Consider the following 22,941-nt stretch of genomic DNA (forward strand, 5'->3'; position numbering starts at 1 on the left):
CATGCCTATCCAGCAGGGCGTGTCGGCATACAGCACGGGATTGGAGATTCAAGCCTCAGATTCGCGATAGCGAAACCCTGAGCCGCCGTCATGCCCGCTTTTGCCAATCCCCAATCCCCAATCCCCAATCCCGACCCCCTTGCAACCTGATATCAATTTGATATCTTTTCGCCCAACCACCCAAGGACGTCCACCATGAAAGAGCAGCCCCGTTCCTCCCTGCCCGGCATTCCGATGATCGTGGGTCTGGTCCTGGTGTTCGTGGCCGGCGCCGGCGCGATCATCGCCACCGGCGTGCTGCAGCCGTCGGCGATGCCGTGGACGCTGCTGGTCGCGATCCCGGTGCTGACCGTCGCGTTGTTCCTGGTGGTCGGCCTGTATGCGCTGGAACCGAACCAGGCCGCGGTGCTGAGTCTGTTCGGCCGCTATGTGGGCACGGTCAAGGACCCGGGCCTGCGCTGGAACAACCCCTTCTTCAGCAAGCGCAAGGTCAGCCAGCGCGTGCGCAACTTCGAGAGCGGCCGGCTGAAGGTCAACGAACTGGACGGCAGCCCGATCGAGATCGCCGCGGTGATCGTGTGGCAGGTGATGGATGCCTCCGAAGCGGTCTACAACGTCGACGACTACGAGAGCTTCGTGCACATCCAGTCCGAGGCGGCGCTGCGCGCGATGGCCACCAGCTATCCCTACGACCAGCACGAGGACGGGCAGATCTCGCTGCGCAGCCATCCCAACGAAATCAGCGAGCAGCTCAAGCGCCACCTCGACGAACGCCTGACCCAGGCCGGCGTGGACGTGATCGAGGCGCGCATCAGCCACCTCGCCTACGCCCCGGAAATCGCCCAGGCGATGCTGCAGCGGCAGCAGGCCAACGCGGTGATCGCCGCGCGCACCCGCATCGTCGCCGGCGCGGTGGGCATGGTCGAGATGGCCCTGGCCGAACTGCAGAAGAACGGCGTGGTCGAACTGGACGAGGAGCGCAAGGCGCACATGGTCAGCAACCTGCTGACCGTGCTGTGCTCGGACCGCGGCACCCAGCCGATCGTCAACGCCGGCTCGCTTTACTGAGGTGTCGATGCCCATGTATGCCGCCATTGCGCCGCTGGCGCTCGCCCTCTCCGGCCTGCCGGCCCTGGTCATCGCCGCCTGGGTCGGCGGCAAGGGCGACGACCGCGCGCGCGGGCTGGGCCTGCGCTGGGCGCTGATCGGCCTGGCGATCCTGCTCGGCGCGGCGGCGCTGTACTGGACCGGCGGCCAGCGCGCCGGCGTCTACGCGGTGGCCATCGCACTGCTGCTGACGGTGAACGCGCTGATCGTGTCGATGCTGCTGCACCTGCGCCGCAGCGACGCCGCGCGGCGGGAGCGGTCATGAGCGAGAAGAAGGCCTATCCGCTGCGCATCAACGCCGACGTGCTGGCGGCGGCGCAGCGCTGGGCCGACGACGAACTGCGCAGCCTCAACGCGCAGATCGAATACGTGTTGCGCGACGCGCTGCGCAAGGCAGGGCGGCTGCCCAAGCCGCGTGACGACAAGGAACCGGAAGCATGAGCAAGCGCTGGGAATACCTCACCGTCGAGGCCAAGACCAATCTGATGCTGGGGCTGAAACTGGACGAACTGCAGGCCGACCTGAACAAGCATGGGAAGCTCGGCTGGGAACTGGTCAACGTCGTCGCACTGCCGGGCACCAAACCGCTGCTGATGTTCAAGCGGGAGGTCTGACATGCGCCCGCATCGGGTTCTTGCGCCTGCACTGGCGGCGCTGCGAGCCCCGCTCACGGTACTGGCCGCGGCGCCACAACAGATCGAAAGCGCGCTACTGGATCGCCTGCAGGCCGGCGACCTCACAGCGGACAGCGGTGCGCCCGGACCGGCCACGCGCGCCACGCCCCGCCACGTCGACCCGGCACTGATCGCCGATGTCGTGGCCTGGGTGCGTGCCCTGCCCGCCAGCCATGGAGCCGCACCATGAGCCGGCTGCGCTCCGCGTCGCCCTCCCCGGCACGGCAGTATCCGGTGGCGCCGGCGCATCGACTGGGCCTGGCCTTGTGGCTGTGGCTGCCGCTGCTGCTGGTGGGGGCGGTGGTCGGCGCCTTCGCGTTGCACGCCGCACGGCCTGGCGCGCTCTGGTGGCATTTCGGACTCCTGGCGTTGATCGGCGTGGCCGGCACCGCCACTTTCGCGCGGCGGCGCGTGCTGCTGCACGACGGCTTGCTGGACGTGCGCGCGACCTTCCTGACCAAGCGCGTGCCGCTGGCTGCGCTGCGCCTGGTCGACGCGCGCGTGATCGCGTTGTCCGAGCACACCGGCTTCAAGCCGGCCTTGAAGCTGCTCGGCTTCGGCTACCCCGGTTTCCATGCCGGCCACTACCGTACCCGCGACGGGCATAAGGCGTTCTGCCTGATCACCAGCGACCGCGTCCTGGCCGTTCCGCTGCACGAGGGCGGCTGGCTGCTGCTCAGCGTCGAACACCCCAGGCAGGTGCTGCAGGAATGGCAGACGCTCGCGGCGCAAGCACACGGCGGCGAAGGCACGCGCGGCACGGCGCGCCGCATGGCCTGAGTCCGGCGCGCCTCGCCGCGTCGGCCGCTGCTGCGACCGGCCGCGCAGGGCACGACATGCTGCGCGGTGCGGCACAGTCTCGCGGTGCGACGCGCCCGGTCCATGAAGCACACCGCGTCGGGCGTTCTGGCGCCTGCGAAGCGATATGCTGGAACACCAGCCACGCGCGTCGCGACGACAGCGACGACAGCGACGACGTCGCCCGTCACATGACGCCTCGAGGATCGGCCCGATGGACGAAGCAGCGCCCCGCGAGATTCCCACTACCGCCCCGGCGCTGCCGCCGACGTTGTCGGCGCGGCTGCACGGGCTGCACTGGCACCGCAATCTGGTCGGCGAAGCCGGTGCCCAGGTCTACCGGCTCAGCGGCGCCGGCACCCCGGATCTGTACCTCAAGCGCGGCACCGGCACCTCGCACGACGACGTGGTGGACGAGTTCGCACGGCTGCACTGGCTGCGCGGAACGCGCGGCGTGCCGCGCGTGCTGCATTTCGAGGCCGACGCTGCCGGCGCCTGGCTGTTGAGCGAAGCGCTGCCGGGCAAGACCGCCTACCAGTGGCTGCTGGAGGTGCCGGCGCAGGCCGAGCGCATCGTGCAGGCGCTGGCCGAGTTCCTGCGCCACTTCCACGCCACGCCAATCGACACCTGCCCGTTCGACGCCAGCCACCCGCTGCGCCTGGCCGCGGCGCAGCGCCGGCTGCAGGCGGGCCTGGTCGACACCGAGGACTTCGACGCCGCACGCGCCGGCTGGTCGGCGGAGGCCGTGTGGCAGACGATGACCGCGCTGCTGCCCTTGGCCAGCGAACGCGTGCTGAGCCACGGCGACTACTCGCTGGACAACATCCTGCTCGACGCGCCGGACCGCGTCGTCGGCGTGATCGACCTCGGCCGCGCCGGGGTCGCCGATCCGTACCAGGACCTGGCGATCCTGGCCAACTGCCTGGACGAATTCGGCCCGGAACTCGCCGACCACTTCTTCGCCGCGTACGGCATCGCCACGCCGGACCTCACGCGGCTGCAGTTCCATCAGTTGCTCGACGAGTTCTTCTGAGCCGCGCCTGCCCCGTCGTGCGCGGCGCGGCGGGATCGCCCGGCGACTGGCCGCCCGCGGTGCTTGGCTCTACCCTGTGCCGATGCGCCCCATTCCCCACCTATTGCTCAACACCGAGACCATCGAACTGCTGCCGGCCGCATTGCTGCGCGCCCGCAGCAACGCCGACGCGCGCCAGCTCGCACAGGCGACCTGGCTGCTGCGGCGCAAGCACGACGGGCGCTACCTGGCGAGCGCGAACGCACACGGGCTGCACGCACTGGTGCCGCGACTGATGCACGAACCCGGCATCGACGCGGCGCTGGATCGGCTCGACGCTCTGCCCGCACGCGCCGCGCTACGCGATGCCGGGGCCTGGTTGCCTCTGCACGCGCTGCAGGCCCAACTGGACCAGTTGGGCCTGGCCGCCGACGCCTACGCGCAGCGCACCGGCCTGCCGCTGCAGCCGGAACCGGCCACCCTGCACGCGGCCGGCGCCGACCGCTACCGCCGCCCGCTGTGGCTGAGCGCGGGCGCCGCACGCGCCTGGCACGCGCTGCGCAATGCCGCCGCACGCGATGGCGTGGTGCTGGAGGCGATCTCCGGCTATCGCAGCCACGCGTATCAACTCGGCATCTTCGCCCGCAAGTTCGCCCGCGGGCAGACCCTGGAACAGATCCTCGCGGTCAATGCTGCGCCGGGCTTCAGCGAGCACCACAGCGGGCACGCCCTGGACATCGGCACACCCGGCGAGCCGCCGGCCGAAGAAAGCTTCGAGCGCACGCCCGCCTTCGCCTGGCTGCGCGCGCACGCTGATGCCTTCGGCTACCGGATGAGCTATCCGCGCGACAACCCGCATGGCATCGTCTACGAACCCTGGCACTGGTGCTGGCACGAGGCCGCTCGCACATGATCCGCTCCCACACGCGCCGGCCGCGCGCCGGCACCGCCACGTGGCGGGCACTGATCCTCCTGGCCCTGGCACTGCCCACCTGCGCCGCCGCGCAATGGCACGACCGGCAGGGTCAGGCCCTGCCCGACAGCGCCGAGCGCGGCCACGACAAGGCCTTCGCCGCCGCGCTGCAGATCGCCGACGACGCCGACTTCGCCACGTTCGCGCAGGAGTGGGGGCAGACCGAGGCCGCGCATGCGCCGCAGCTGCGCACGATCGCGCGCGTGCATCGCGGCCAGTTGCTGCGCGTGGCGCTGCTGTACTCCGGCTGCGCGCCCAGCCCGAACAACGGCGGCGCCTGCGATGCACAGATGAGCCTGCGCGTGCTCGGCCCCGACGGCAGCACCACCCTGCAGGATCCGATGCGGCCGCTGGGCATGGGCGGCCCGCCGGCCGCCGCCGGCCTGCTGGAACTGGCGCCGCTGTCGGTGCAACTGCGCTTCGAGGACAGCGACCCGCTCGGCACCTACACCGTGCAAGTCACGGTCAACGACCCCAGCCAGGACGCGTGGGTGCGATTGCAGACGCGGGTGGAGCTGGTCGGCGCACCCTGAGCGCGGCGCGTTGGAGGGGCCAGTTCCGCTCGCCGACGGCCGACGGCTGCGCGCGCCGCCAGCTCCCCGCCACGCGCAGTGAAGTTTCGATCTTGCAAGCCGCTAACGATGCTCTATCCGACCCACACGGAAGCGCACTCGTGTCCGAAAACCCTTACGCCACGCCGCAAGCGCAGAGCACGCAGAGCGCCCTGCCGCGCGCCAAAGCACCCGACACCATCGGGCGCAAGATCGTGGTCGGCTGCATCGTTGCCAGCCTCAGCGCAGCAATCGGTCTCTTTTCTGCAGTGAACCGGTTCGCTTCCGGCAATATCGCTGGCGGTATCGGCAGCAGCATCGATGCCGTGCTGATCGGCGCGTTTGCCTACGGCCTCTATCGCAACAGCCGCGTCGCCGCAATTCTGCTGGCGGGGTACTTCATTCTGGGGCGGCTGATGATTCTGACTGTGGGCAACATCAATGGCCTGGGCATCGCCGTGCTGATCGCGCTGGCCTATCTGAGCGCCGCGCGGGGCACCTTCCAGTACCACCGCTGGCTGCAGCAGGAGCGGCGTTTCCCATCGTCGCAACGGCCACGGCTGAGCGACGATCCGCTGTTCCGCACGCCCGCGATCCCACCATCGGCACCGCCCACAAGCGCCGAACCGAGCGACGCGGCCACGACCGCCAGCGCGCCTGCACCCTGAGTCCCCGCGGCGGCCGCATCGCGCCGCACTGCTCCCGCTGCGCAACTGCAAATTTCAAGCACGTCTTTGCGCATTTACCCGCTGCGCTTGGCTAGCTTCGCCCCGTGCCGAGGCGAGTTCCGCTCAGCGCCTCAGCGCATCCACCGCCCACAGCAGCCAGCCCAGCATCAGCGTGGTGCCGCCGATCGGCGCCAGCCGGGTCGGCCATTGCGCCAGCGCATTGCCGGCCAGGCTGCCGGAGAACAGCAAGGTGCCGAGCAGCAACAGGCACAGCGCCAGGCGCCCGAGCAGGCGCTCGCTGCGGCGTCCCAGCGCCGCCAGCGCCACGCCGTGACCGAAGGCGTACAGCGCCGCGGTCTGCAGATGCGATTGCGCCAGGGGCTCGGTTACGCCGTGCGAGGCATAGGCCGACAGGCCGATCGACACGGCCGCCAGCAGCGCGCCGGCACTGCACAGCCAGAACGGCCCGCGCGCACGGCGATCGAATGTCAGCATGAGGGTTTCCTCCGGGAGCGTGGCAGCGTTTTGCCGGCCCCATAAACAGAACGCGCCGCAAGATGCGGCGCGTTCCGGTTCACTCGTCCACCAGGGCAGGACTTACTTGATCGCCCAGTAGATGTCGTAGGTGCCTTCCGGCGTGAACGCCTTGTCCACCCCGCCCTTCCAGGCTTCGTACGGACGGTCGGTCACGTCGTAGCCGCTGGTCGCGGCCCAGGCACGCAGCGCATTGCGCGCCGCATCCAGGCCGGCCATGTGGCCGGTGTAGCTGGCGAAGGCGGAGCGGTGCGCTTCGGTACGCACGTAGGTCACCGGGGCGCCCTGCGGGATGGTCACCTTCAGCGGCTCGCCGGAGGCGGCAACCGGGGTGGCATCGACCGGCGCGGCGGCCGCGTCGTCCTTCTTGTCGTCCTTCTTCTCATCCTTCTTGGCGTCGTCCTTCGGCGCGCCACCGGCACGCTTGCGCACCGGCTGGGCGACGTCGAACGCGTACTTGTCGGCGCCGAAGTCGGTGGTGACGATGCGCACCGGACCGGCCGCTTCCAGGCCGTTGGCGTCCATCACCCGCTTGATCCACTCCTGGTTGTCCTTGATGGACTTCTTGATGGAGTCGTTGTCGCGGTCGATGTTGCCGGCGTTGACCACCAGCAGGTCCTCGGCCGGGACGTCGACGACCTTCAGGTCCTTCAGCGGGGTGTCGTCGGAGCGGTAGTCCACGTTCGGCACGGTGGCCAGCACGTTGCTCAGGCGCGACAGGCCCAGCTTGATGTCGTCGCCGACGTGGCGGCTGACATACAGACCGGCGTAGCGACCCAGCAGGTCCCAACCGTACTTGACGGTGTAGTCCTGGGTGATCTTCACGTTGCGGCCGTTCTTGCCGGTCGGCTCCAGCTTGAAGCTGGTGGTCTTGTCCTTGCCCTTGGTCTCGTCCTCGATGGCGATGACCACGTCCTTGTTCTTCTCGGTCGAGGTGATGGTCCAGCTCCCCTTGCCGATGTAGCCCTCCTTGGAGCTGTAGTCCAGGCGCGCGCCGACACCGGATTCCGGGCCGGAGAGCTTCAGCTCGATGCGCGGGTCGCGCAGCACCAGGGGGTTCCAGTCCTTGAACCGACGCAGGCTGTTGACCGTGTCATAGACGATGGTCATGCGCCGATTGGTCTCGACGCTTTCGGACATGTGACGCTCCGAGGGCAGCACCACGCCGACGATGACGAACAGGCCAGCCACGATCCCCAGGGCGATCAGGAACTCGATAATACGGGTCATTCAGGAGGTCTCCGGGGCCGATCCCACGGCCGGGTTGATGAAGCGAAGCGCCCATCCTAGCAGGCTTCGCTGTCCGTGGTCAGCACATCACGGAATGCCGCTTCGCCCCGTGCCGCAACGGCCTGGCGCGATGCCGGCGACGGCCGCAGGAACGGCACCGAGGGCGACCAGACCATTGTCCTGGCAGCGGCACCGGACAGGCCTGCGCGCCCGGTCTGCGACCGCATCGAAGCGAGCAACGACGGCACCATCGGTCGGGTGGACGTACCGGAAGCGTGCGCGCCACAGGCCAGACCACTTGCCTACGCGGGACAGTCTCGCCCCTGCTGTGGCCGCATCTAGTGCATGGCACCCGGCTGCACCGGACCGGCCCGACGTGCGCGCTATCGGCCTCCGCGGGCCGTCATCCTGTCTCGTTCAGACCACCCACTGCGCCGGGCCGGGCATCCTGTTCCTCAGACCAGTTGCAGCTCGAACGCCTTCAGCACCGCCCGGGTGCGGTCGCGCACGCCCAGCTTGGACAGGATGTTGGAGACGTGGTTCTTGATCGTGCCCTCGGCCACGCCCAGCGAGTTGGCGATCTCCTTGTTGGAGAAGCCGCTGGCCATCAGCCGCAGGATCTCGGTCTCGCGGTCGGTCAGCGGATCGGGCCGGTCCAGGCTGACGAAGTCGTTGCGCATGTGCTCCAGGCCCGACAGCAGGCGCTGGGTCACCGCCGGCTGCACCAGCGAGCCGCCGGCGGCCACGGTGCGGATCGCGCCGACCAGTTGCTCCAGCGACACGTCCTTGAGCAGATAACCCTTGGCCCCGGCCTTGAGCCCGGCGAGGACCAACTGGTCGTCGTCGAAGGTGGTCAGGATGATGGTCGGCGGCAGCGCCGCGGCCCGCGACAGCACCTGCAGCGCCTCCAGCCCGGACATCGAGGGCATGCGCATGTCCATCAGCACCACGTCGGGCAGCACCTGCGGGATCAGTTCCACCGCCTGGCGGCCGTCGCTGGCCTCGGCCACCACCTCGATGCCGCCGTCCAGCGCCAGCAGCGAGCGGATGCCCTGCCGCACCAGGGTTTGATCGTCGACCAGACACACACGGATCATCACAGCACTCCTTGGGAAACGGCGGGCGGCAGCAGGGTGGCGGCGCCGGGAACGGCGGCCCGCAGGCGGAAGCCCGCACCGGGCGCGGCCGCCACGTCCAGGCTGCCGCCGTACTGGCTCAGGCGCTCGCGCATGCCGCGCAGGCCGTTGCCGGGGGCCAGGGTCTCGCACCCGCGGCCGTCGTCGCGCGCCTGGATCACCACCTGCGGGCCGTCGCGGCGCACCTCGATCCACAGATTGTCGGCCTGGGCGTGGCGCACCGCGTTGGTGATGATTTCCTGGGTGCAGCGCAGCAACACGTGTGCGCGCTCGGGATCCTCCACGGTCAGCGGCTCCTCCACCTGCAGGTGGATCTGCAGCGACGGCACCCGCTCGGCCAGCGGCCGCAGCGCCGCCGCCAGGTCGATCGCGCCGCTGTCGCGCAACTGGCTCACCGCCTCGCGCACGTCGGTCAGCAGCAGCTTGGCGAGGGTATGCGCCTGCTGCACATGCTCCTGCGCACGGCCCTCGGTGATGTGGCCGGCCACTTCCAGGTTCAGGCTCAGCGCGGTCAGGTGGTGGCCGAGCAGGTCGTGCAGTTCGCGCGAGATGCGGGTGCGCTCGTTGACCCGGGCGCTCTCGGCCAGCAGCGCGCGGGTGGCGCGCAGCTCGGCGTTGAGCTGGCGCTGCTCCTCCCGCGCCTGGGTCTGCTGGCGCGCGACCAGGCTGGTGACGAAGATGAACATGGAAAAGCCGCCGTACAGCAGCGATTGCATCAGCGCCTCGAACGGCGGGAAGCCGATGGTCAGGTACACCGGCAGCACCGCCAGCTGGCTCAGCAGCAGCCAGGCCACGCCGGCGCGCACAGGCAGCAGCCAAGGGATCACCCCCGCCGCGACCATCATCAGGATGCTGCCCAGCCCCGAGCGGTGCAGATAGCCGACCGCCAGCGCGCAGATGGTCAGCAGCACCAGCATGCCGCGGTCGTACCAGCGCACGCCGTCGCCGCTGTGCAGGCGCCGGGTCAGCAGGAAATAGACCACGCCGAAGCCCAGGTAGCTGGTCAGCAGCAGCCACACCTCGCCGCTGGGCATCCGTCCCGATTCCTCGACCGGCTCCCAGTACAGGTACAGCAACGGCATGCAGATGACGGCCCAGGTGAACAGGCCGGCATAGCGCAGAACGCGGGTATGGCTGAGATATCCCAACATGCAGCCATCTTAGGATGAACGGCGCGCATTGCACTCCCACGGAAGTCATGCCGGCGCGGCTCGCCGCCCCGGGTCGCGCGTGCGATAATCCGCCCCTGCGGTCCGCACGGGGCCGCGCGCGCATCAGCAATGGAGTCTCAATGTCGATCGTCATCCGCGACGTGCGCGAGCACGAGCTCGATTCGGTCCTGGCCCTGAACAACAACGCCGGACTGGCGATCCTGCCGCTGGATTCGGCCAAGCTGCACCGCTTCTACGAAACCGCAGAGTACTTCCGCGTCGCCGAGCGCGACGGCAACCTGGCCGGCTTCCTGGTCGGCTTCGGCAGCGACAGCGACCACGACAGCAGCAATTTCGCCTGGTTCCGCGAGCGCTACCCGCAGTTTTTCTATATCGACCGCATCGTGGTGGCCAGCCGCCGCCGCGGCGGCGGCGTCGGCCGGGCGTTCTACGCCGACGTGCAGAGCTACGCCGAGTTGCGCTATCCGCAACTGGCGTGCGAGGTTTTTCTGGATCACGGCGCCGATGCGGCGCTGCTGTTCCATGGCAGCTTCGGCTTCCGCGAAGTGGGCCAGAACACGATGAACGAAGTGGAGGTGCGTGCGAGCATGCTGTTGAAGGACCTGTGCAGTTACGCCTGGGTGCGCGAAACCTATGGCGACACCCTGCCCGACCTGCCCTGGGCTGGCCATGCCCATCGTCTGCAGCGGGCACAGCGCCCGACCGGGACCTGAGCGTGTCGTCGGTGAATCTGGACTTCGAGCAGGCCGGCGAACTGAAGATCGGCCAGGTCGGCATCGCCAACCTGCGCGTGCGTACGCTGGACGTGGCGCGGCTGAGCCAGGAGATGCGCGAGCGCGTGCAGCGCGCGCCCAAGCTGTTCGGCCGTGCCGCGGTGATCATCGATTTCGGCGGCCTGGCGCAGACCCCGGACGTGGCCACCGCGCAGGCGCTGCTGGACGGGCTGCGCGACGCCGGCGTGCTGCCGGTGGCGCTGGCCTACGGCACCCGCGAGATCGAGGAGCTGTCGGTGGCGCTGGGCCTGCCGCTGCTGGCCAAGTTCCGCGCGCAGTACGAGCGCTTCGATGGCGGCGCGCCCGCCGCCGCAGCGGCACCGGTCTCGCCGCCGCCCCCGCCCCCGCCTCCGCCGCCGCCCGCTCCGGCGGCGCGTCCGCAACCCGGGCGCATGCAGAAGAACGCGGTGCGCTCCGGGCAGCAGCTGTACGCGGAGAACTGCGACCTGACCGTGATGGCCACCGTCGGCGCCGGCGCCGAGGTGATCTCCGACGGCAGCATCCACATCTACGGCACGCTGCGCGGCCGTGCGCTGGCCGGCGCCCAGGGCAACACCGAGGCGCGGATCTTCTGCCGCGATTTTCACGCCGAACTGGTCGCCATTGCCGGCCACTACAAGGTGCTGGACGATATTCCCAAGGAACTGCGTGGCAAGGCCGTCCAGGTCTGGCTGGAGCAGGACCAGATCATGATCGCCGCGCAAGACTGACGCGGCCCAACCTCGAACGTATCAGGAGATAGTCCTTTGGCTGAAATTATCGTTGTCACCTCCGGCAAGGGCGGCGTCGGCAAGACCACCACCAGCGCGAGCCTGGCCTGCGGGCTGGCGCGACGCGGCAAGAAGGTCGCCGTGATCGACTTCGACGTGGGCCTGCGCAACCTCGACCTGATCATGGGCTGCGAGCGCCGCGTGGTGTACGACTTCGTCAACGTGGTGCACAACGAAGCCACGCTGAAGCAGGCGCTGATCAAGGACAAGCGCTTCGACAACCTGTTCGTGCTGGCCGCCTCGCAGACCCGCGACAAGGACGCGCTGACCCAGGAAGGCGTGGAGAAGGTGCTCAAGGACCTGGCCGCCGACGGCTTCGACTACATCGTCTGCGATTCGCCGGCCGGCATCGAGAAGGGCGCGTTCCTGGCGATGTACTTCGCCGACCGCGCGGTGGTGGTGGTCAACCCGGAAGTGTCCTCGGTGCGCGACTCCGATCGCATCCTCGGCCTGCTCGACTCCAAGACCCACAAGGCCGAGAGCGGCAAGAGCCTGCCCGCGTTCCTGCTGCTGACCCGCTACAGCCCGGCGCGCGTGGAAACCGGCGAGATGCTCAGCATCGGCGACGTGGAAGAAGTGCTCGGCCTGAAGGCGATCGGCGTGATCCCCGAATCCGGCGACGTGCTCAATGCCTCCAACAAGGGCGAGCCGGTGATCCTGGACGCCGAATCCCCGGCCGGCCAGGCCTACGAGGACGCCGTGGCGCGCATTCTCGGCGAGGAACGTCCGATGCGTTTCATCTCCGTGGAGAAGAAGGGCTTCTTCACCAAGTTGTTCGGAGGGTGAGCATGGGACTATTCGATTTCCTCAAGACCAAGAAGAACACCGCCGAGACCGCGAAGAACCGCCTGCAGATCATCATCGCGCAGGAACGCAGCCACCGCGGCGGCCCGGACTACCTGCCGCTGCTGCAGCGCGAGCTGCTGGAAGTGATCAAGAAGTACGTCAACATCGACGCCGACGCGGTCAAGGTGGACCTGGTCAAGGACGGCGAGCACGACGTGCTCGACATCTCCGTCGCCCTGCCGGAAGGACCGACGCCCTGAGGCCACGCGTCGGCCGTGGCAGCCGCCGCGGCTGACGCGTCGATCCGGGCCGGCGCTGCGACGCGCTGCGCCTGCCGTGATCGGGCGCGCCCTCCGCGCCTTTTCCATCCCGACGACCTCCACACGATGCAGACCGACGCCGCCCTCCCCGCTGCCTCCGCCAAGGTGCTGACCGTGGGCGCGATCGGCCTGGACGCGCCGCGCGCGCTGCTGGCCGGCTTCGGGCTGACCCTGCACCGCGTCGCCGACGGCGCCGCCATTCCCGGCAGCTACTGGGGCGAGCCGGAGGCCGGGGTGATCGCCAGCGACGTCTACGTGCGCGACGACACGCCGGTGCATTCGCTGCTGCACGAAGCCTGCCACCTGATCGTGCTGCCGCCGCAGCGGCGCGCGCAGGTGCATACCGACGCCACCGACTCGGTGGAAGAGGAAGACGCCACCTGCTACCTGCAGATCGTGCTGGCCGACGCCCTGCCCGGGGTGGGCCGCGCGCGGCTGATGGCGGACATGGACGCCTGGGGCTACACCTACCGGCTCGGCTCCACCCGCGCCTGGTTCGAGCAGGACGCCGACGACGCGCGTGCCTGGCTGGCGCAACGCGGGCTGCTGCCGGACTAGCCGGTCACGCCGACGCGGGCGCTGGCGGCGATGCGCCGGGGCGCTTCAGCGCGCTGCTCAGGTCCAGGGTGGCGCGGGTGCCGCTGCCAGCCAGCGAATCCAGGTGCAGCGCCCAGCCCAGGTGCTCGCACAGCCGCGCGATCAGGTCCAGGCCGATGCCGCTGCCCTCGCGGCTGCCGCCGCCGCGCGCCATGCGCATGTAGATCGCGCTGATCTCTTCCGGGCTCATGCCGTGGCCGGGATCGTCGATGCAGACCACGCCCGGCGCCGGCATGGTGATCTCGATGCGGCCCTTGTCGCTGTTCTCGATGGCGTTGCGCAGCAGGTTGCCGATGGCGACCTGCAGGATCGCCAGCGGCGTCTCCACCTCGCACGCCGGCATCGGCGCCAGCGCCAGTTCCAGGCGCTTGTCCGCACACAGGTGCCGATGGTCCTCGACGATCTCCGGCAGCAACTGGTCCAGTCGCACCAGGTCGCTGCCGCGCGCCATCCGCGCCGGATCCTTGGCCAGCACCAGCAGCAGCGAGATGAGTTGGCCGACGCCGCTGGCGGTGCGGCGGATGCGCAGCAACTGGTTGCGCACGCTGGGCGGCACGTCGTGCTGCTCCAGCGCCAGCTCGGCGGCGCCGCCGATCACCGCCACCGGCGTGCGCAGTTCGTGGCTGGTGCTGTCGATGAAGGCGCGCTCGCGCTCCACGAACAGGTCGTTGCGCGCCAGGTAGTCGTTCAGCGCCTCGGCGATCACCACCTGCTCGGCGCTGGCGCGCGGATGCACCTCGATGCGCTGCCCGGGCCGGTCCGGGCGCAGGCTGCCGATGCGCTGGGCCATGTCGATCAGCGGCTGCACCACCCGGCCCATGCCCCAGGCCACCAGCGCGCCGAGCAGCAGCACCGCCACCGCGTTGGACACCAGCATCCACAGCGCCAGGTTGTCCTCGTGGTCGTGCAGTTCGGTGATGTCCAGCGCCAGCGCCAGGCGGCGGCCGCGCACGTCCTGCACCAGCACCACCTTCTCGCTGCCTTCCAGTTGCACTTCGTCATGCAGGCCGGGGCCCAGCGCCGCTACCGCCGGCGGCAGCGGTGCGCCGCCCTCGTCGCCGTACAGGCTGACCGTGCGGGTGTCGATCCAGCGATAGTCCGGGTCGGCCGCGCTGCGCGCCAGGAAGTGGTCCAGCTCGGAGGTCAGCAGCGAGCGCCAGGTGAGCTGCTCGGCCTGGTCGTTGACGATGTAGCCATGCACGAACACCGCCAGCGACAGCAGCGCCGCGTAGCCCACCAGCCACAGGGTCAGCCGCTGCCGCAGCCCGGCCCTAGTCGGCATGCTCGCCCTCATGGGGACCGACCACCGCCAGGCGGTAGCCGATGCGCGGCAGGGTGTGGATCAGCTTGGCGGCGAACGGACCATCGACGCTGCGGCGCAGGTCGTAGATGTGCGAACGCAGCATGTCCCCGTCCGGTGGCTCGTCGCCCCAAAGCGCCTGCTCCAGGCGATCGCGGGTGACCGCGGCCGGGCTGGCCTGCATCAGCACTTCCAGCAGCTTGCGGCAGGCCGGGTACAGGTGCAGCGTGCGGCCGCCACGGGTCACTTCCAGCGTGGACAGGTCCAGCTGCAGGTCGCCCACGCGCAGCAGCTTGCTGCGGCCGCGGCCGCTGGCGCGCACCAGCAGCGCCTCCAGCCGCACTTCCAGTTCCGGCAGCGCGAACGGCTTGGTCAGGTAGTCGTCGGCGCCGGCACGGAAGCCGGCGATCTTGTCCGGCAGCTCGTCGCGCGCGGTCAGCATGATCACCGGCACGTCGGCATGGTGTTCCTCGCGCAGCGCGCGCAGCACCTGCTGGCCGTCCAAGCGCGGCAGCATCCAGTCCAGGATCAGCGCGTCGTAGCGCTGGGTGGTGGCCAGGTGCAGCCCGGTGACGCCGTCCGGCGCCGCATCCAGGGTGTGGCCGCGCACCTCGAAGTAGTCGAACAGGTTGGCGACCAGGTTCCGGTTGTCTTCTATGACCAGCAGCCGCATGGGCGCGCTCGAATTCGGGGGACGGACCTGCCCATGCTAGCGGAAGCGTGTCGGAACGAAGTCAGAACGGCCGCGCTCCCTTGATCGAATCTCGACAAAACCTGGAAGGAATCCCAACACGACGCCCTCAGGCTGGAATTCGCGCCGGCCACAGACTCCTATGGCCCGGCGCTTGCATCACCGCGGCCGTGCGCAACCTTCGCTGAAGCCCTGGTCCTCTCACCGGCAGTTCCGACAGCTATCCGACACCGCCAACCCGACCATGCCCCCACTTTCCCGCCGTCCCTGGCCGCTTTCGTCGACCATGATCAGTACGCCCCTGCGATTATCCGCTGCGGCGGCGCCCGACCTCGGCGCGCGCCGGTACTTCTATCTTTCCCACCTGTGGGTGCCGCTGGCGCTGGTGCTGCTGGCGAGCACGGCACTGATGGGTCTGGGCGGGGATTTCTGGATCGCCGACCTGCTGTATCGCTGGGAAGGCGGACAGTGGGCGCTGAAGGATGCGGCGCTGACCCGTAGCCTGATCCACCACGACGGCAAGATGCTCAGCGCCGCAGCGTGGGCGGTGACCGCCGCGCTGGCGGTGTGGGCCTGGCGCCGTCCCGATGGCCGCCGCTACCGGCTGCCGCTGCTGTACCTGTTGCTGGCGGTGGGGCTGAGCACCGGGGTGGTGTCGCTGCTGAAGTCGGTGACCCACATGGACTGCCCCTGGGACCTGACCCGCTATGGCGGCGAGCGGATCTTCGTGGGCCTGTTCGAGGCCCGCCCGGCGGGCATGCCGCGCGGGGTATGCTTCCCCGCCGGTCATTCCAGTGCCGGCTATGCCTGGGTGGGGCTGTACTTCGTCGCGTTGGCGCTCAAGCCGGCCTGGCGTTGGCCAGCGCTGGCGATCGGCCTCGGGGGAGGCTTGCTGTTCGGTCTCGGCCAACAGCTGCGCGGCGCGCATTTCATGTCGCACGACCTGTGGACGCTGGCCCTGTGCTGGGGCGTGGCACTGGGCCTGTACCGGGCGATGCTGTGGCCGCGCGCGAACTCGCCGCAGGCCGATCGACGCCCCTCCACCTTCAACGATACCGCCGCATGAGCCGATCCGTCGCACCGCCCTCGCCGTCCACCGCATCCCGTGCTCGCTGGTGGGCCTGGCGTCCGCAGTTGAGCAACGAGATGTTGGCGCTGGCGGCCAGCGCGTTCTTCGCCCTGGCCTGCAACGGCATGTTCTGGCGCAGCGCGATGAGCGGCCACGGCGGCGATGTCAAGCTGGCGCTGTCGCTGTTCCTGCTGCTGCTGGCGGTGCACGGCCTGCTGCTCGGCCTGCTGCTGTGGCGCGGCATCGCCAAGCCGGTGCTGACGGTGCTGCTGATCACCACCGCGTTCGCCGCGCACTACATGAACAGCTACAGCGTCTACCTGGACGCGGACATGCTGCGCAACGTGCTGGCCACCGACCACAAGGAATCGCGCGAGCTGATGACGCCTGCGCTGATCGCGCCGCTGCTGTTCTACGCGGCGCTGCCGATCCTGGTGCTGTGGCGGGTGCGGCTGATCCGGCGTTCGCCGCTGAAGGCGCTGGCGATCCGCGCCGGCTTCCTGGTCGGCATGCTGGCGCTGGGCGGCATCGCTGCGATGCTCTCGTTCCAGGACCTGTCGGCGATGATGCGCAACCATCGCGAGATCCGCTACCTGGCCACGCCGATCAACTACCTGGTCGCGCTGCGGCAGAACTTCAAGTCCGACAGCCCCACGCGCAAGGCGCCGAAGCTGCCGCTGGAACACGACGCCAAGGCCACCGCGCGCGCGCCGGGCAGCAAGCCGCGGCTGCTGGTGGTGGTGCTGGGCGAGACCGCCCGCGCGCAGAACTGGGGCCTCAACGGCTATGCGCGGCAGACCACGCCGGAGCTGGCCAAGCGCGACGTGATCAACTTCCCCGACATGCACTCCTGCGGCACCAGCACCGAGGTGTCGGTGCCGTGCATGTTCTCGCCGTTCGGCCGCCACGACTACAACGAGAGCAACATCCGCAAGCACCAGTCGCTGCTGCACGTGCTCGAGCACGCCGGCATCAGCACGCTGTGGCGCGACAACCAGTCCGGCTGCAAGGGCGTGTGCGACGGTCTGCAGATCCAGCACCTGGACGACGCCAAGGATCCGCAGTTGTGCAAGGACGGGCGCTGCATGGACGAGATCCTGCTGCAGGACCTGGCCGCGCAGGTGCGCGCCAAGCCCGGCGACCGCGTGGTGGTGCTGCACCAGCTCGGCAGCCACGGCCCCAGCTACTTCGAGCGCTACCCGGCCGCGTTCCGCCGCTTCACCCCGACCTGCGACACCGCCGACCTGGGCAACTGCAGCCGCGAGCTGATCACCAACGCCTACGACAACTCGCTGCTGTACACCGACCATCTGCTGGCGCGCACCATCGACGCGCTGCAGGCCATGCCCGACTACGACACGGCCATGCTCTACCTCTCCGACCACGGCGAGTCGCTGGGCGAAAAGGGCCTGTACCTGCACGGCGTGCCCTATGCGATCGCGCCGCAGGAGCAGACCCACGTGCCGATGGTGATGTGGTTCTCGCCGGGCTTCGCCAGCGCGCGCGGCCTGGACCTGGCCTGCCTGCAGGCGCGATCGCGCCGCTACGCCGACCAGGACAACCTGTTCCCGTCGGTGCTGGGCCTGATGCAAGTCAGGACCGGCGTCTACGACCGCGCGCGCGACCTGTTCGCGCAGTGCGCCAAGCCGCAATGACCGAGCGTCCACGCACCGCCCTGGCGTGATCGGACGCGGCGGCGCAGCCGAGGGCGTGCCGCCCGAACTTGCGGCGGTGCGGGCGGCCCACTAGCCTTCCGGGCAATCGCCCTGCAAGGATTCGCCGTGAACCACCGCTCTCCGCTGCTCGCGCTGTGTCTCGGCGCGAGCCTGCTGACGCTGTCCGCCTGCCGCAAGGAACCCGCGGCCGACACCGCCGCCCCGGCCGCAGCACAGCCCGAGGGCGAAAGCGCCGACCAGTTCGTCGCCCGCATCAACGAGGAATACCGCGCGCTGTTGCCGGAACTGACCGCGGCGCAATGGCTGTCGGCCACCTACATCAACGGCGACAGCGAGCGGCTGGCGGCCAAGGCCAATGCGCGCTGGCTGACCACGCTCAACGGCTGGATCGCGCAGGCGCGGCGCTACGACGGCAAGCCGATGTCGGCCGACAGCGCCCGCGCGCTGCGTCTGCTGCAGCAGATGACCGCGATGCCGGCGCCGCGCGATCCGGCGCGGCTGGGCGAACTGGCCGCCCTGGCGACGAAGATGGAAGGCGCCTACGGCGCCGCGTCCTACTGCACCGGCGAGGGCGACGCGCGCCGTTGCCGGCAGTTGGGCGAACTGGAGGACGTGCTGCGCCGCAGCCGCGACTACGACCAGCAACTGGATGCCTGGCAGGGCTGGCATGGCGCCGTGCAACCGATGCGCAAGGACTACCAGCGCTTCGTCGAACTGGTCAACGAAGGCGCGCGCGACATGGGCTACGCCGACACCGGCGCGCTGTGGCGCAGCGGCTACGATATGCCGCCCGCGCAGCTCGCCGCCGAAACCGACCGGCTGTGGACCCAAGTCAAGCCGCTGTACGAACAGTTGCACTGCTACGCGCGCGGCAAGCTCGACGCCGAGTACGGCAAGGACAAGGGCGAACTGGCCGGCGGCCTGCTGCCGGCGCACCTGATGGGCAACATGTGGCAGCAGGACTGGAGCAACCTGTGGGACCTGCTGCAGCCCTACCCCGGCGCCGGCAGCCTGGACATCACCGACGCGCTGGAGCGGCAGTACCAGGGCAACCTGAGCGCGGCGCTGGCGCGGCGCAACGGCGACACCTCGCCGGAAGCGCGGTTCATGGCCCAGCGCGAGGCGCAGTTGCTCAGCGCACGGCAAATGACCGAGCGCGCGCAGGATTTCTACACCTCGCTGGCCATGCCCAAGCTGCCCGACACGTACTGGACGCGCAGCCAGTTCATCAAGCCGCTGGACCGCGACGTGGTCTGCCACGCCAGCGCCTGGGACATGGACATGGCCGGCGACGTGCGCACCAAGATGTGCGTCAAGCCGACCGAAGAGGACTTCACCACCATCTACCACGAACTCGGCCACGTCTATTACGACCTGGCCTACAACCCGCTGCCGCCGCTGTTCCAGGGCGGCGCCAACGACGGCTTCCACGAAGCCATCGGCGACACCGTGGTGCTGGCGATGACCCCGCAGTACCTGCATTCGATCGGCCTGGTCGACGCGCCGCAGGTCGGCCGCGAGGCGCTGATCAACGCGCAGATGCGCATGGCCCTGAGCAAGGTCGCGTTCCTGCCGTTCGGGCTGATGATCGATCGCTGGCGCTGGGGCGTGTTCGACGGCTCGATCGCCCCGGACCGCTACAACCAGGCCTGGTGGGAGCTGAAGGCCAAGTACCAGGGCGTGGCACCGGCGACACCGCGCGGCGAGGACTTCTTCGACCCCGGCGCCAAGTACCACGTGCCGGCCAACACGCCGTACACGCGTTACTTCCTCTCGCACATCCTGCAGTTCCAGTTCTACAAGAGTCTGTGCGACGCCGCCGGCTACAAGGGCCCGCTGTACGAGTGCACCTTCTACGGCAACAAGGAAGCCGGGCAGAAGTTCTGGTCGATGTTGCAGCGCGGCGCCAGCCAGCCCTGGCAGGCCACGCTCAAGGAACTGACCGGCAACGAGCGCATCGACGCCGGCCCGCTGCTGGAGTACTTCGCGCCGATGCAGGAGTGGCTCAAGCAACAGAACCAGGGGCGGATGTGCGGGTGGGAGGCAAGTGCGGCTGCGCAACCCACTGCAGTGCCGGCGCAGAAGCAAGGTTGATGCGGCGCGGCGGCCGCAACGCCGAAGCGCAGCCGTCAGGACAGACCGTGCAGGTAAGCGCGCAAGGGAGATGCGCGGCGTGCAGATCAGTCAGGCTGGCAAAGAAGCCGCGACATGCCTGAAGTGCTCATCGCGTCCGTGCGGATACCTGCTGCGCGTCGCTGTCGGCCTGCGGCAAAGCGAGCGCCGCCCCGCCCTTGGCGGGTGAGGCGATCACCTCTTCCGGTCGCGATGGCGCCACAGAGAGATCGACCTTCACCCGGAACCCCGGCGTATCCCCTTCGATCCAGGCACTGCAGCCGTCGACCATGACGTGCTTGATCTGCTCGGGCCGCGTCATGCCGTCGCGCTGGGCCTGCGCCGCGGCATGCCTCAGCGTGGCATCCGGCGTGGCGGCCGGGAATCGCGCCTTGATGGCACAAAACAGCGGGTCTTCGTCGCGCACTGCCGCCCCTTGCTCCGGCACCTTCAGCGGCACATGCCAACCCTGCGGCGCGTGGGCGTCCTTCTTCGGCAGATGCAGCCGCTGCATGTGCTCCGACCATTCCGGCGCACTGATGCCCTGCCGGTCTTCGCCCGGCGGCAGTGGTCCGCGCAGTTCGTTGACGGCGTCACCAGCCAGCCCGCGCACGCCGCGCGCCAGAAGCGTGGTGCCGATCCGCATGGATTCGACATCCTCGCGGTACCTGCCGATCATCGGCGCGTCCTGCGCGGCGCGCTGATGCGCCGCTGGATCTTCCAGTACGGAGCGGTCGGGCCGCCCATTGCCGTCCACCGGCAGGAAGTTGTGCATGCGGTGCGACTCGACGATCAACCCGCCGACCGCACTGAAGGGGTTGCGTGCCTCCCAGCTTCCCTTGCTGTTGTCGTAGCCGGCGCGCTGCAGCGTCGCGACTTCCTCAGGCGTGGCGTAGATGCGGACTTGGCCGTAATGCCGGCTGGCCGCGCTGACGGGATCGCCGGCCATCACGTGGTTGATGACATCGGCGCCGCCTTCGGGAATGCGGCGATCCAGGCTGACCGCGCCGTAGGCGTTGAAGGTTTCGCCCTTCAGGCCGAAGTGGTGGGCGCTCGCCTGAGCCAGCGCTCCGCCGAGAGAGTGACCGGTGACGGAAACCTCCGGAGCTTCGCGCCCCTTGCCAAGGGTGTTCGCATACGCCAAGGCTTCGCGCGTGAAGTCGAGGGCATCAGCCACCTGCGCGTTGTGCCGTGTAGCGACCATGCCCCCGTCGGCGAGCACACCATCCTGCAAGGGCTGTCGATCGAACTCCGTGCCACGGTGGGCAACGATTAGTTGGCCATCATCGACGCGTTGGTAGAGGACTCCCTGATAACCCGAAGGACGATCCACATATTCCAGCCGCCTGTAGGAGACGCCACCGATGTCCACTTCAGGGCTGTTGACGCCCGTTTGCCTGGGCTTCGAATAGACGTCATAGGCAAGCGCTGCATATTGCTGATCGGCGAGCTTCACGGCTCCACCTTCTGCGCCGACAGGGTGACTTTGAAGAGATCGTCGCGAGCACTTTCCTTGAAATCTTCGACGCTTGCACTGCCGACATCAGCGAAGTTCTTCACGTCCTCCCTGGGATAGTGGCCCTTCCAGAAATAGGTGGTCTTGGCACTCGAATCCATGATCTGGACCTTTTCCAGACTGGGGGAGAAATTCGTCTCGTCCTCAGTCCCCGAGGCTTTGAGCGACATCCCCACACCCATCAGATCCCAGTGGCAGATGCCCTTGCCGAAGTAGTCTGCGTCCACCATCCCATCGGCATAGATCGTGGACACGTAGGTCTTGTCGTCGATCTTCTGGAAAGCCGCAGGCACACTCTCCTCTCGCTGCTTCGACCAAGCACCCGCAACCGGATCCACAGGCGTGCATTGTTCATAGTTGGTGATTCGATAGAACGCTGCGCCCTTGACGGACCGAAAGTCGCCAGGCGAGTCTTCAATCGTCATCGTGATCCGGAAGGCTTGCGTCGGACGGGAGTTCTTTCGGTACACCGGGTCGCCGCCGGCCTCCGCGCGTGGCGTGCCGGCATTCTCCGAGGCAGTGTTCATCGGGTTGCATCCTGTCAACAACAGCAGAAAGGAAAGAGCACAGGGGATCTTGGCTTTCACGGATAGAATCTCAGGCCACGATGGTGCGCCGCGCGGCATGCTCGGCGGCAGCGAGGGCGTCGGTCAGCCGGCGACAGCCATGGTGCACGTGCAGGCGTTGCATCAGCAGCAAGGCGATCAACATCAGCAACGACAAGCCCAGCTCCGGCACCCGGATGAAGAGCGGCAGCGAACCGGGCAGCGCGACGGCCGCCAGTGCGGACAACCACATCGGCAGGGTCATCCCGGCTACCTGCAGGATGGCATGGCACAACTGCCTGGACTGCACCGTGCGCTTGCCACCGGAGCGCAGGCGCCACCAGGCGCGCGACGCGCGCACGACCAGCAGCGCTAGCATGCCCACCATGCCCAGTTGCAGCAGAGCACCCAACACCGCCAACGCCTGGGCCATCAGCAGCGCCGCGCCACCCGCATGACGGTAGGCCAGCGCAGCCATCCCGGCGGTGAGCAGCAGTGCGAGCAGCGCCGTGGTCAGCAACGCACACGTGCGCCGCACGCATAGCTGCCACTCCTTCGACCACAGCACGTGGGACATGTCACGGCTCCTGCATCGACCAAGTCAGGGAACGGCAGCGCTGTCCCGCACCACGGAAGAGCCCGGTGTCGCCGCCGCTGACCCCACCTTCCCGCTCGTGAATGCATGGGGGCAGACACGCGCATACAGCTCCGACGAGTACGCGTTGTAGCAGTACGGGTTGGTGACAGTGAACGCTCCCGTGGCCGGATTGATCGGCGCCCAGCAGTCGCTGGGCACACCGATCGTGCAGAGGAGGAAGGGATCGTTGTTGTAGTACGGAATGAACTCATAGTAGCCGTCAGTCTGCGCCGACGAGGGCAACGCCATCACTGACAGCAGCGCCAAGGGAAACAATCCACGCTTCTTCACCAC

The 22,941-nt window shown here is 68.8% G+C and carries 28 protein-coding genes; 18 read left to right on the forward strand and 10 right to left on the reverse strand.

Annotation, left to right across the window (positions count from 1 at the left end; genetic code table 11):
• The first annotated feature begins 195 nt into the window (after window positions 1–195).
• The 10 genes from RAB71_RS16380 to RAB71_RS16425 all read left to right on the forward strand — a co-directional run bounded on the left by RAB71_RS16380 (window position 196) and on the right by RAB71_RS16425 (window position 5,783).
• The gene (locus tag RAB71_RS16380) at window positions 196–1,068 is read left to right on the forward strand and encodes an SPFH domain-containing protein (protein WP_026143690.1); all 873 of its coding nucleotides are present in this window, start codon (window positions 196–198) and stop codon (window positions 1,066–1,068) included.
• Between the two features lie 13 nt (window positions 1,069–1,081).
• A complete protein-coding gene (locus tag RAB71_RS16385) occupies window positions 1,082–1,372 on the forward strand; it encodes a hypothetical protein (RefSeq protein WP_010341192.1) in 291 nt (96 codons plus the stop codon).
• Window positions 1,369–1,548: a hypothetical protein gene (locus RAB71_RS16390; RefSeq protein WP_010341193.1), complete on the forward strand. Its 180-nt coding sequence runs from the start codon at window positions 1,369–1,371 to the stop codon at window positions 1,546–1,548. Before RAB71_RS16385 ends, RAB71_RS16390 begins: the two co-directional genes overlap by 4 nt.
• Window positions 1,545–1,721 carry a DUF4177 domain-containing protein gene (locus RAB71_RS16395; RefSeq protein WP_010341194.1) on the forward strand — a complete coding sequence of 59 codons (177 nt, stop codon included), beginning with the start codon at window positions 1,545–1,547 and terminating at the stop codon, window positions 1,719–1,721. The genes RAB71_RS16390 and RAB71_RS16395 overlap by 4 nt, the downstream gene beginning before the upstream one ends.
• A 1-nt stretch (window position 1,722) precedes the next feature.
• On the forward strand, window positions 1,723–1,971 hold the full coding sequence (locus tag RAB71_RS16400) for a hypothetical protein (RefSeq protein ID WP_081481906.1): 249 nt from the start codon (window positions 1,723–1,725) through the stop codon (window positions 1,969–1,971).
• Window positions 1,968–2,561, forward strand: coding sequence for a hypothetical protein (locus RAB71_RS16405; RefSeq protein WP_010341195.1), 594 nt, complete (start codon window positions 1,968–1,970; stop codon window positions 2,559–2,561). The genes RAB71_RS16400 and RAB71_RS16405 overlap by 4 nt, the downstream gene beginning before the upstream one ends.
• 232 nt (window positions 2,562–2,793) lie before the next feature.
• Entirely contained in the window at window positions 2,794–3,612 is an 819-nt protein-coding gene (locus RAB71_RS16410; RefSeq protein WP_010341196.1) for an APH(3') family aminoglycoside O-phosphotransferase, read from the forward strand.
• Window positions 3,613–3,694: 82 nt separating this feature from the next.
• Window positions 3,695–4,504 carry a M15 family metallopeptidase gene (locus RAB71_RS16415; protein WP_029561856.1) on the forward strand — a complete coding sequence of 270 codons (810 nt, stop codon included), beginning with the start codon at window positions 3,695–3,697 and terminating at the stop codon, window positions 4,502–4,504.
• Window positions 4,501–5,097 carry a hypothetical protein gene (locus RAB71_RS16420; protein ID WP_010341198.1) on the forward strand — a complete coding sequence of 199 codons (597 nt, stop codon included), beginning with the start codon at window positions 4,501–4,503 and terminating at the stop codon, window positions 5,095–5,097. Before RAB71_RS16415 ends, RAB71_RS16420 begins: the two co-directional genes overlap by 4 nt.
• 140 nt (window positions 5,098–5,237) lie before the next feature.
• Window positions 5,238–5,783, forward strand: a complete 546-nt coding sequence (locus RAB71_RS16425; RefSeq protein ID WP_010341199.1) for a hypothetical protein — start codon at window positions 5,238–5,240, stop codon at window positions 5,781–5,783.
• A gap of 123 nt (window positions 5,784–5,906) precedes the next feature.
• Here the strand turns inward: RAB71_RS16425 and RAB71_RS16430 are convergent, their stop codons facing one another.
• The 4 genes from RAB71_RS16430 to RAB71_RS16445 form a co-directional block, all read right to left on the reverse strand.
• The gene (locus tag RAB71_RS16430) at window positions 5,907–6,278 is read right to left on the reverse strand and encodes a DUF423 domain-containing protein (RefSeq protein ID WP_010341200.1); all 372 of its coding nucleotides are present in this window, start codon (window positions 6,276–6,278) and stop codon (window positions 5,907–5,909) included.
• A gap of 102 nt (window positions 6,279–6,380) precedes the next feature.
• The gene (locus RAB71_RS16435) at window positions 6,381–7,547 is read right to left on the reverse strand and encodes a polyketide cyclase (protein ID WP_010341201.1); all 1,167 of its coding nucleotides are present in this window, start codon (window positions 7,545–7,547) and stop codon (window positions 6,381–6,383) included.
• A 455-nt stretch (window positions 7,548–8,002) separates the two neighbouring features.
• Complete coding sequence (locus RAB71_RS16440; RefSeq protein WP_010341202.1) at window positions 8,003–8,644, reverse strand: response regulator transcription factor; 642 nt, start codon at window positions 8,642–8,644, stop codon at window positions 8,003–8,005.
• Window positions 8,644–9,834 (reverse strand): sensor histidine kinase, encoded by a 1,191-nt coding sequence (locus tag RAB71_RS16445; RefSeq protein ID WP_041500026.1) that lies wholly within the window; start codon window positions 9,832–9,834, stop codon window positions 8,644–8,646. The genes RAB71_RS16440 and RAB71_RS16445 overlap by 1 nt, the downstream gene beginning before the upstream one ends.
• A 140-nt stretch (window positions 9,835–9,974) precedes the next feature.
• Between RAB71_RS16445 and RAB71_RS16450 the strand changes: the two genes are divergently transcribed.
• The 5 genes from RAB71_RS16450 to RAB71_RS16470 all read left to right on the forward strand — a co-directional run bounded on the left by RAB71_RS16450 (window position 9,975) and on the right by RAB71_RS16470 (window position 13,062).
• On the forward strand, window positions 9,975–10,568 hold the full coding sequence (locus RAB71_RS16450) for a GNAT family N-acetyltransferase (protein WP_010341204.1): 594 nt from the start codon (window positions 9,975–9,977) through the stop codon (window positions 10,566–10,568).
• 2 nt (window positions 10,569–10,570) lie between these two features.
• Window positions 10,571–11,338, forward strand: a complete 768-nt coding sequence (gene minC, locus RAB71_RS16455) for a septum site-determining protein MinC (protein WP_104609584.1) — start codon at window positions 10,571–10,573, stop codon at window positions 11,336–11,338.
• Window positions 11,339–11,374: 36 nt separating this feature from the next.
• Window positions 11,375–12,184 carry a septum site-determining protein MinD gene (minD, locus tag RAB71_RS16460; RefSeq protein WP_010340244.1) on the forward strand — a complete coding sequence of 270 codons (810 nt, stop codon included), beginning with the start codon at window positions 11,375–11,377 and terminating at the stop codon, window positions 12,182–12,184.
• A 2-nt stretch (window positions 12,185–12,186) separates the two neighbouring features.
• A complete protein-coding gene (gene minE / locus RAB71_RS16465) occupies window positions 12,187–12,444 on the forward strand; it encodes a cell division topological specificity factor MinE (protein WP_010340245.1) in 258 nt (85 codons plus the stop codon).
• A 126-nt stretch (window positions 12,445–12,570) separates the two neighbouring features.
• Entirely contained in the window at window positions 12,571–13,062 is a 492-nt protein-coding gene (locus tag RAB71_RS16470) for a hypothetical protein (protein ID WP_010340246.1), read from the forward strand.
• A 4-nt stretch (window positions 13,063–13,066) separates the two neighbouring features.
• Here the strand turns inward: RAB71_RS16470 and RAB71_RS16475 are convergent, their stop codons facing one another.
• The gene (locus RAB71_RS16475) at window positions 13,067–14,383 is read right to left on the reverse strand and encodes a HAMP domain-containing sensor histidine kinase (RefSeq protein ID WP_010340247.1); all 1,317 of its coding nucleotides are present in this window, start codon (window positions 14,381–14,383) and stop codon (window positions 13,067–13,069) included.
• On the reverse strand, window positions 14,373–15,074 hold the full coding sequence (locus tag RAB71_RS16480) for a response regulator transcription factor (RefSeq protein WP_010340248.1): 702 nt from the start codon (window positions 15,072–15,074) through the stop codon (window positions 14,373–14,375). The genes RAB71_RS16475 and RAB71_RS16480 overlap by 11 nt, the downstream gene beginning before the upstream one ends.
• Before the next feature lie 304 nt (window positions 15,075–15,378).
• Here RAB71_RS16480 and RAB71_RS16485 point away from each other — a divergent pair, with 304 nt between their 5' ends.
• The 3 genes from RAB71_RS16485 to RAB71_RS16495 all read left to right on the forward strand — a co-directional run bounded on the left by RAB71_RS16485 (window position 15,379) and on the right by RAB71_RS16495 (window position 19,931).
• A complete protein-coding gene (locus tag RAB71_RS16485; protein ID WP_029561714.1) occupies window positions 15,379–16,158 on the forward strand; it encodes a phosphatase PAP2 family protein in 780 nt (259 codons plus the stop codon).
• The gene (locus RAB71_RS16490; RefSeq protein WP_010340250.1) at window positions 16,155–17,816 is read left to right on the forward strand and encodes a phosphoethanolamine transferase; all 1,662 of its coding nucleotides are present in this window, start codon (window positions 16,155–16,157) and stop codon (window positions 17,814–17,816) included. Before RAB71_RS16485 ends, RAB71_RS16490 begins: the two co-directional genes overlap by 4 nt.
• 126 nt (window positions 17,817–17,942) lie before the next feature.
• Window positions 17,943–19,931 carry a M2 family metallopeptidase gene (locus RAB71_RS16495; RefSeq protein ID WP_010340251.1) on the forward strand — a complete coding sequence of 663 codons (1,989 nt, stop codon included), beginning with the start codon at window positions 17,943–17,945 and terminating at the stop codon, window positions 19,929–19,931.
• Window positions 19,932–20,058: 127 nt separating this feature from the next.
• Here the strand turns inward: RAB71_RS16495 and RAB71_RS16500 are convergent, their stop codons facing one another.
• From RAB71_RS16500 to RAB71_RS16515, 4 genes are all read right to left on the reverse strand, one after another.
• On the reverse strand, window positions 20,059–21,405 hold the full coding sequence (locus tag RAB71_RS16500) for a hypothetical protein (RefSeq protein WP_081481866.1): 1,347 nt from the start codon (window positions 21,403–21,405) through the stop codon (window positions 20,059–20,061).
• On the reverse strand, window positions 21,402–21,992 hold the full coding sequence (locus RAB71_RS16505; protein ID WP_050946507.1) for a hypothetical protein: 591 nt from the start codon (window positions 21,990–21,992) through the stop codon (window positions 21,402–21,404). Before RAB71_RS16505 ends, RAB71_RS16500 begins: the two co-directional genes overlap by 4 nt.
• Window positions 21,993–22,062: 70 nt before the next feature.
• Complete coding sequence (locus RAB71_RS16510; RefSeq protein ID WP_010340255.1) at window positions 22,063–22,587, reverse strand: hypothetical protein; 525 nt, start codon at window positions 22,585–22,587, stop codon at window positions 22,063–22,065.
• Window positions 22,588–22,611: 24 nt separating this feature from the next.
• A complete protein-coding gene (locus tag RAB71_RS16515) occupies window positions 22,612–22,938 on the reverse strand; it encodes a hypothetical protein (protein WP_010340256.1) in 327 nt (108 codons plus the stop codon).
• Window positions 22,939–22,941 lie beyond the last annotated feature (3 nt).

Origin of the sequence: Xanthomonas sacchari, from assembly GCF_040529065.1 — a bacterium.
GTDB classification, from domain to species: Bacteria; Pseudomonadota; Gammaproteobacteria; order Xanthomonadales; family Xanthomonadaceae; genus Xanthomonas_A; species Xanthomonas_A sacchari.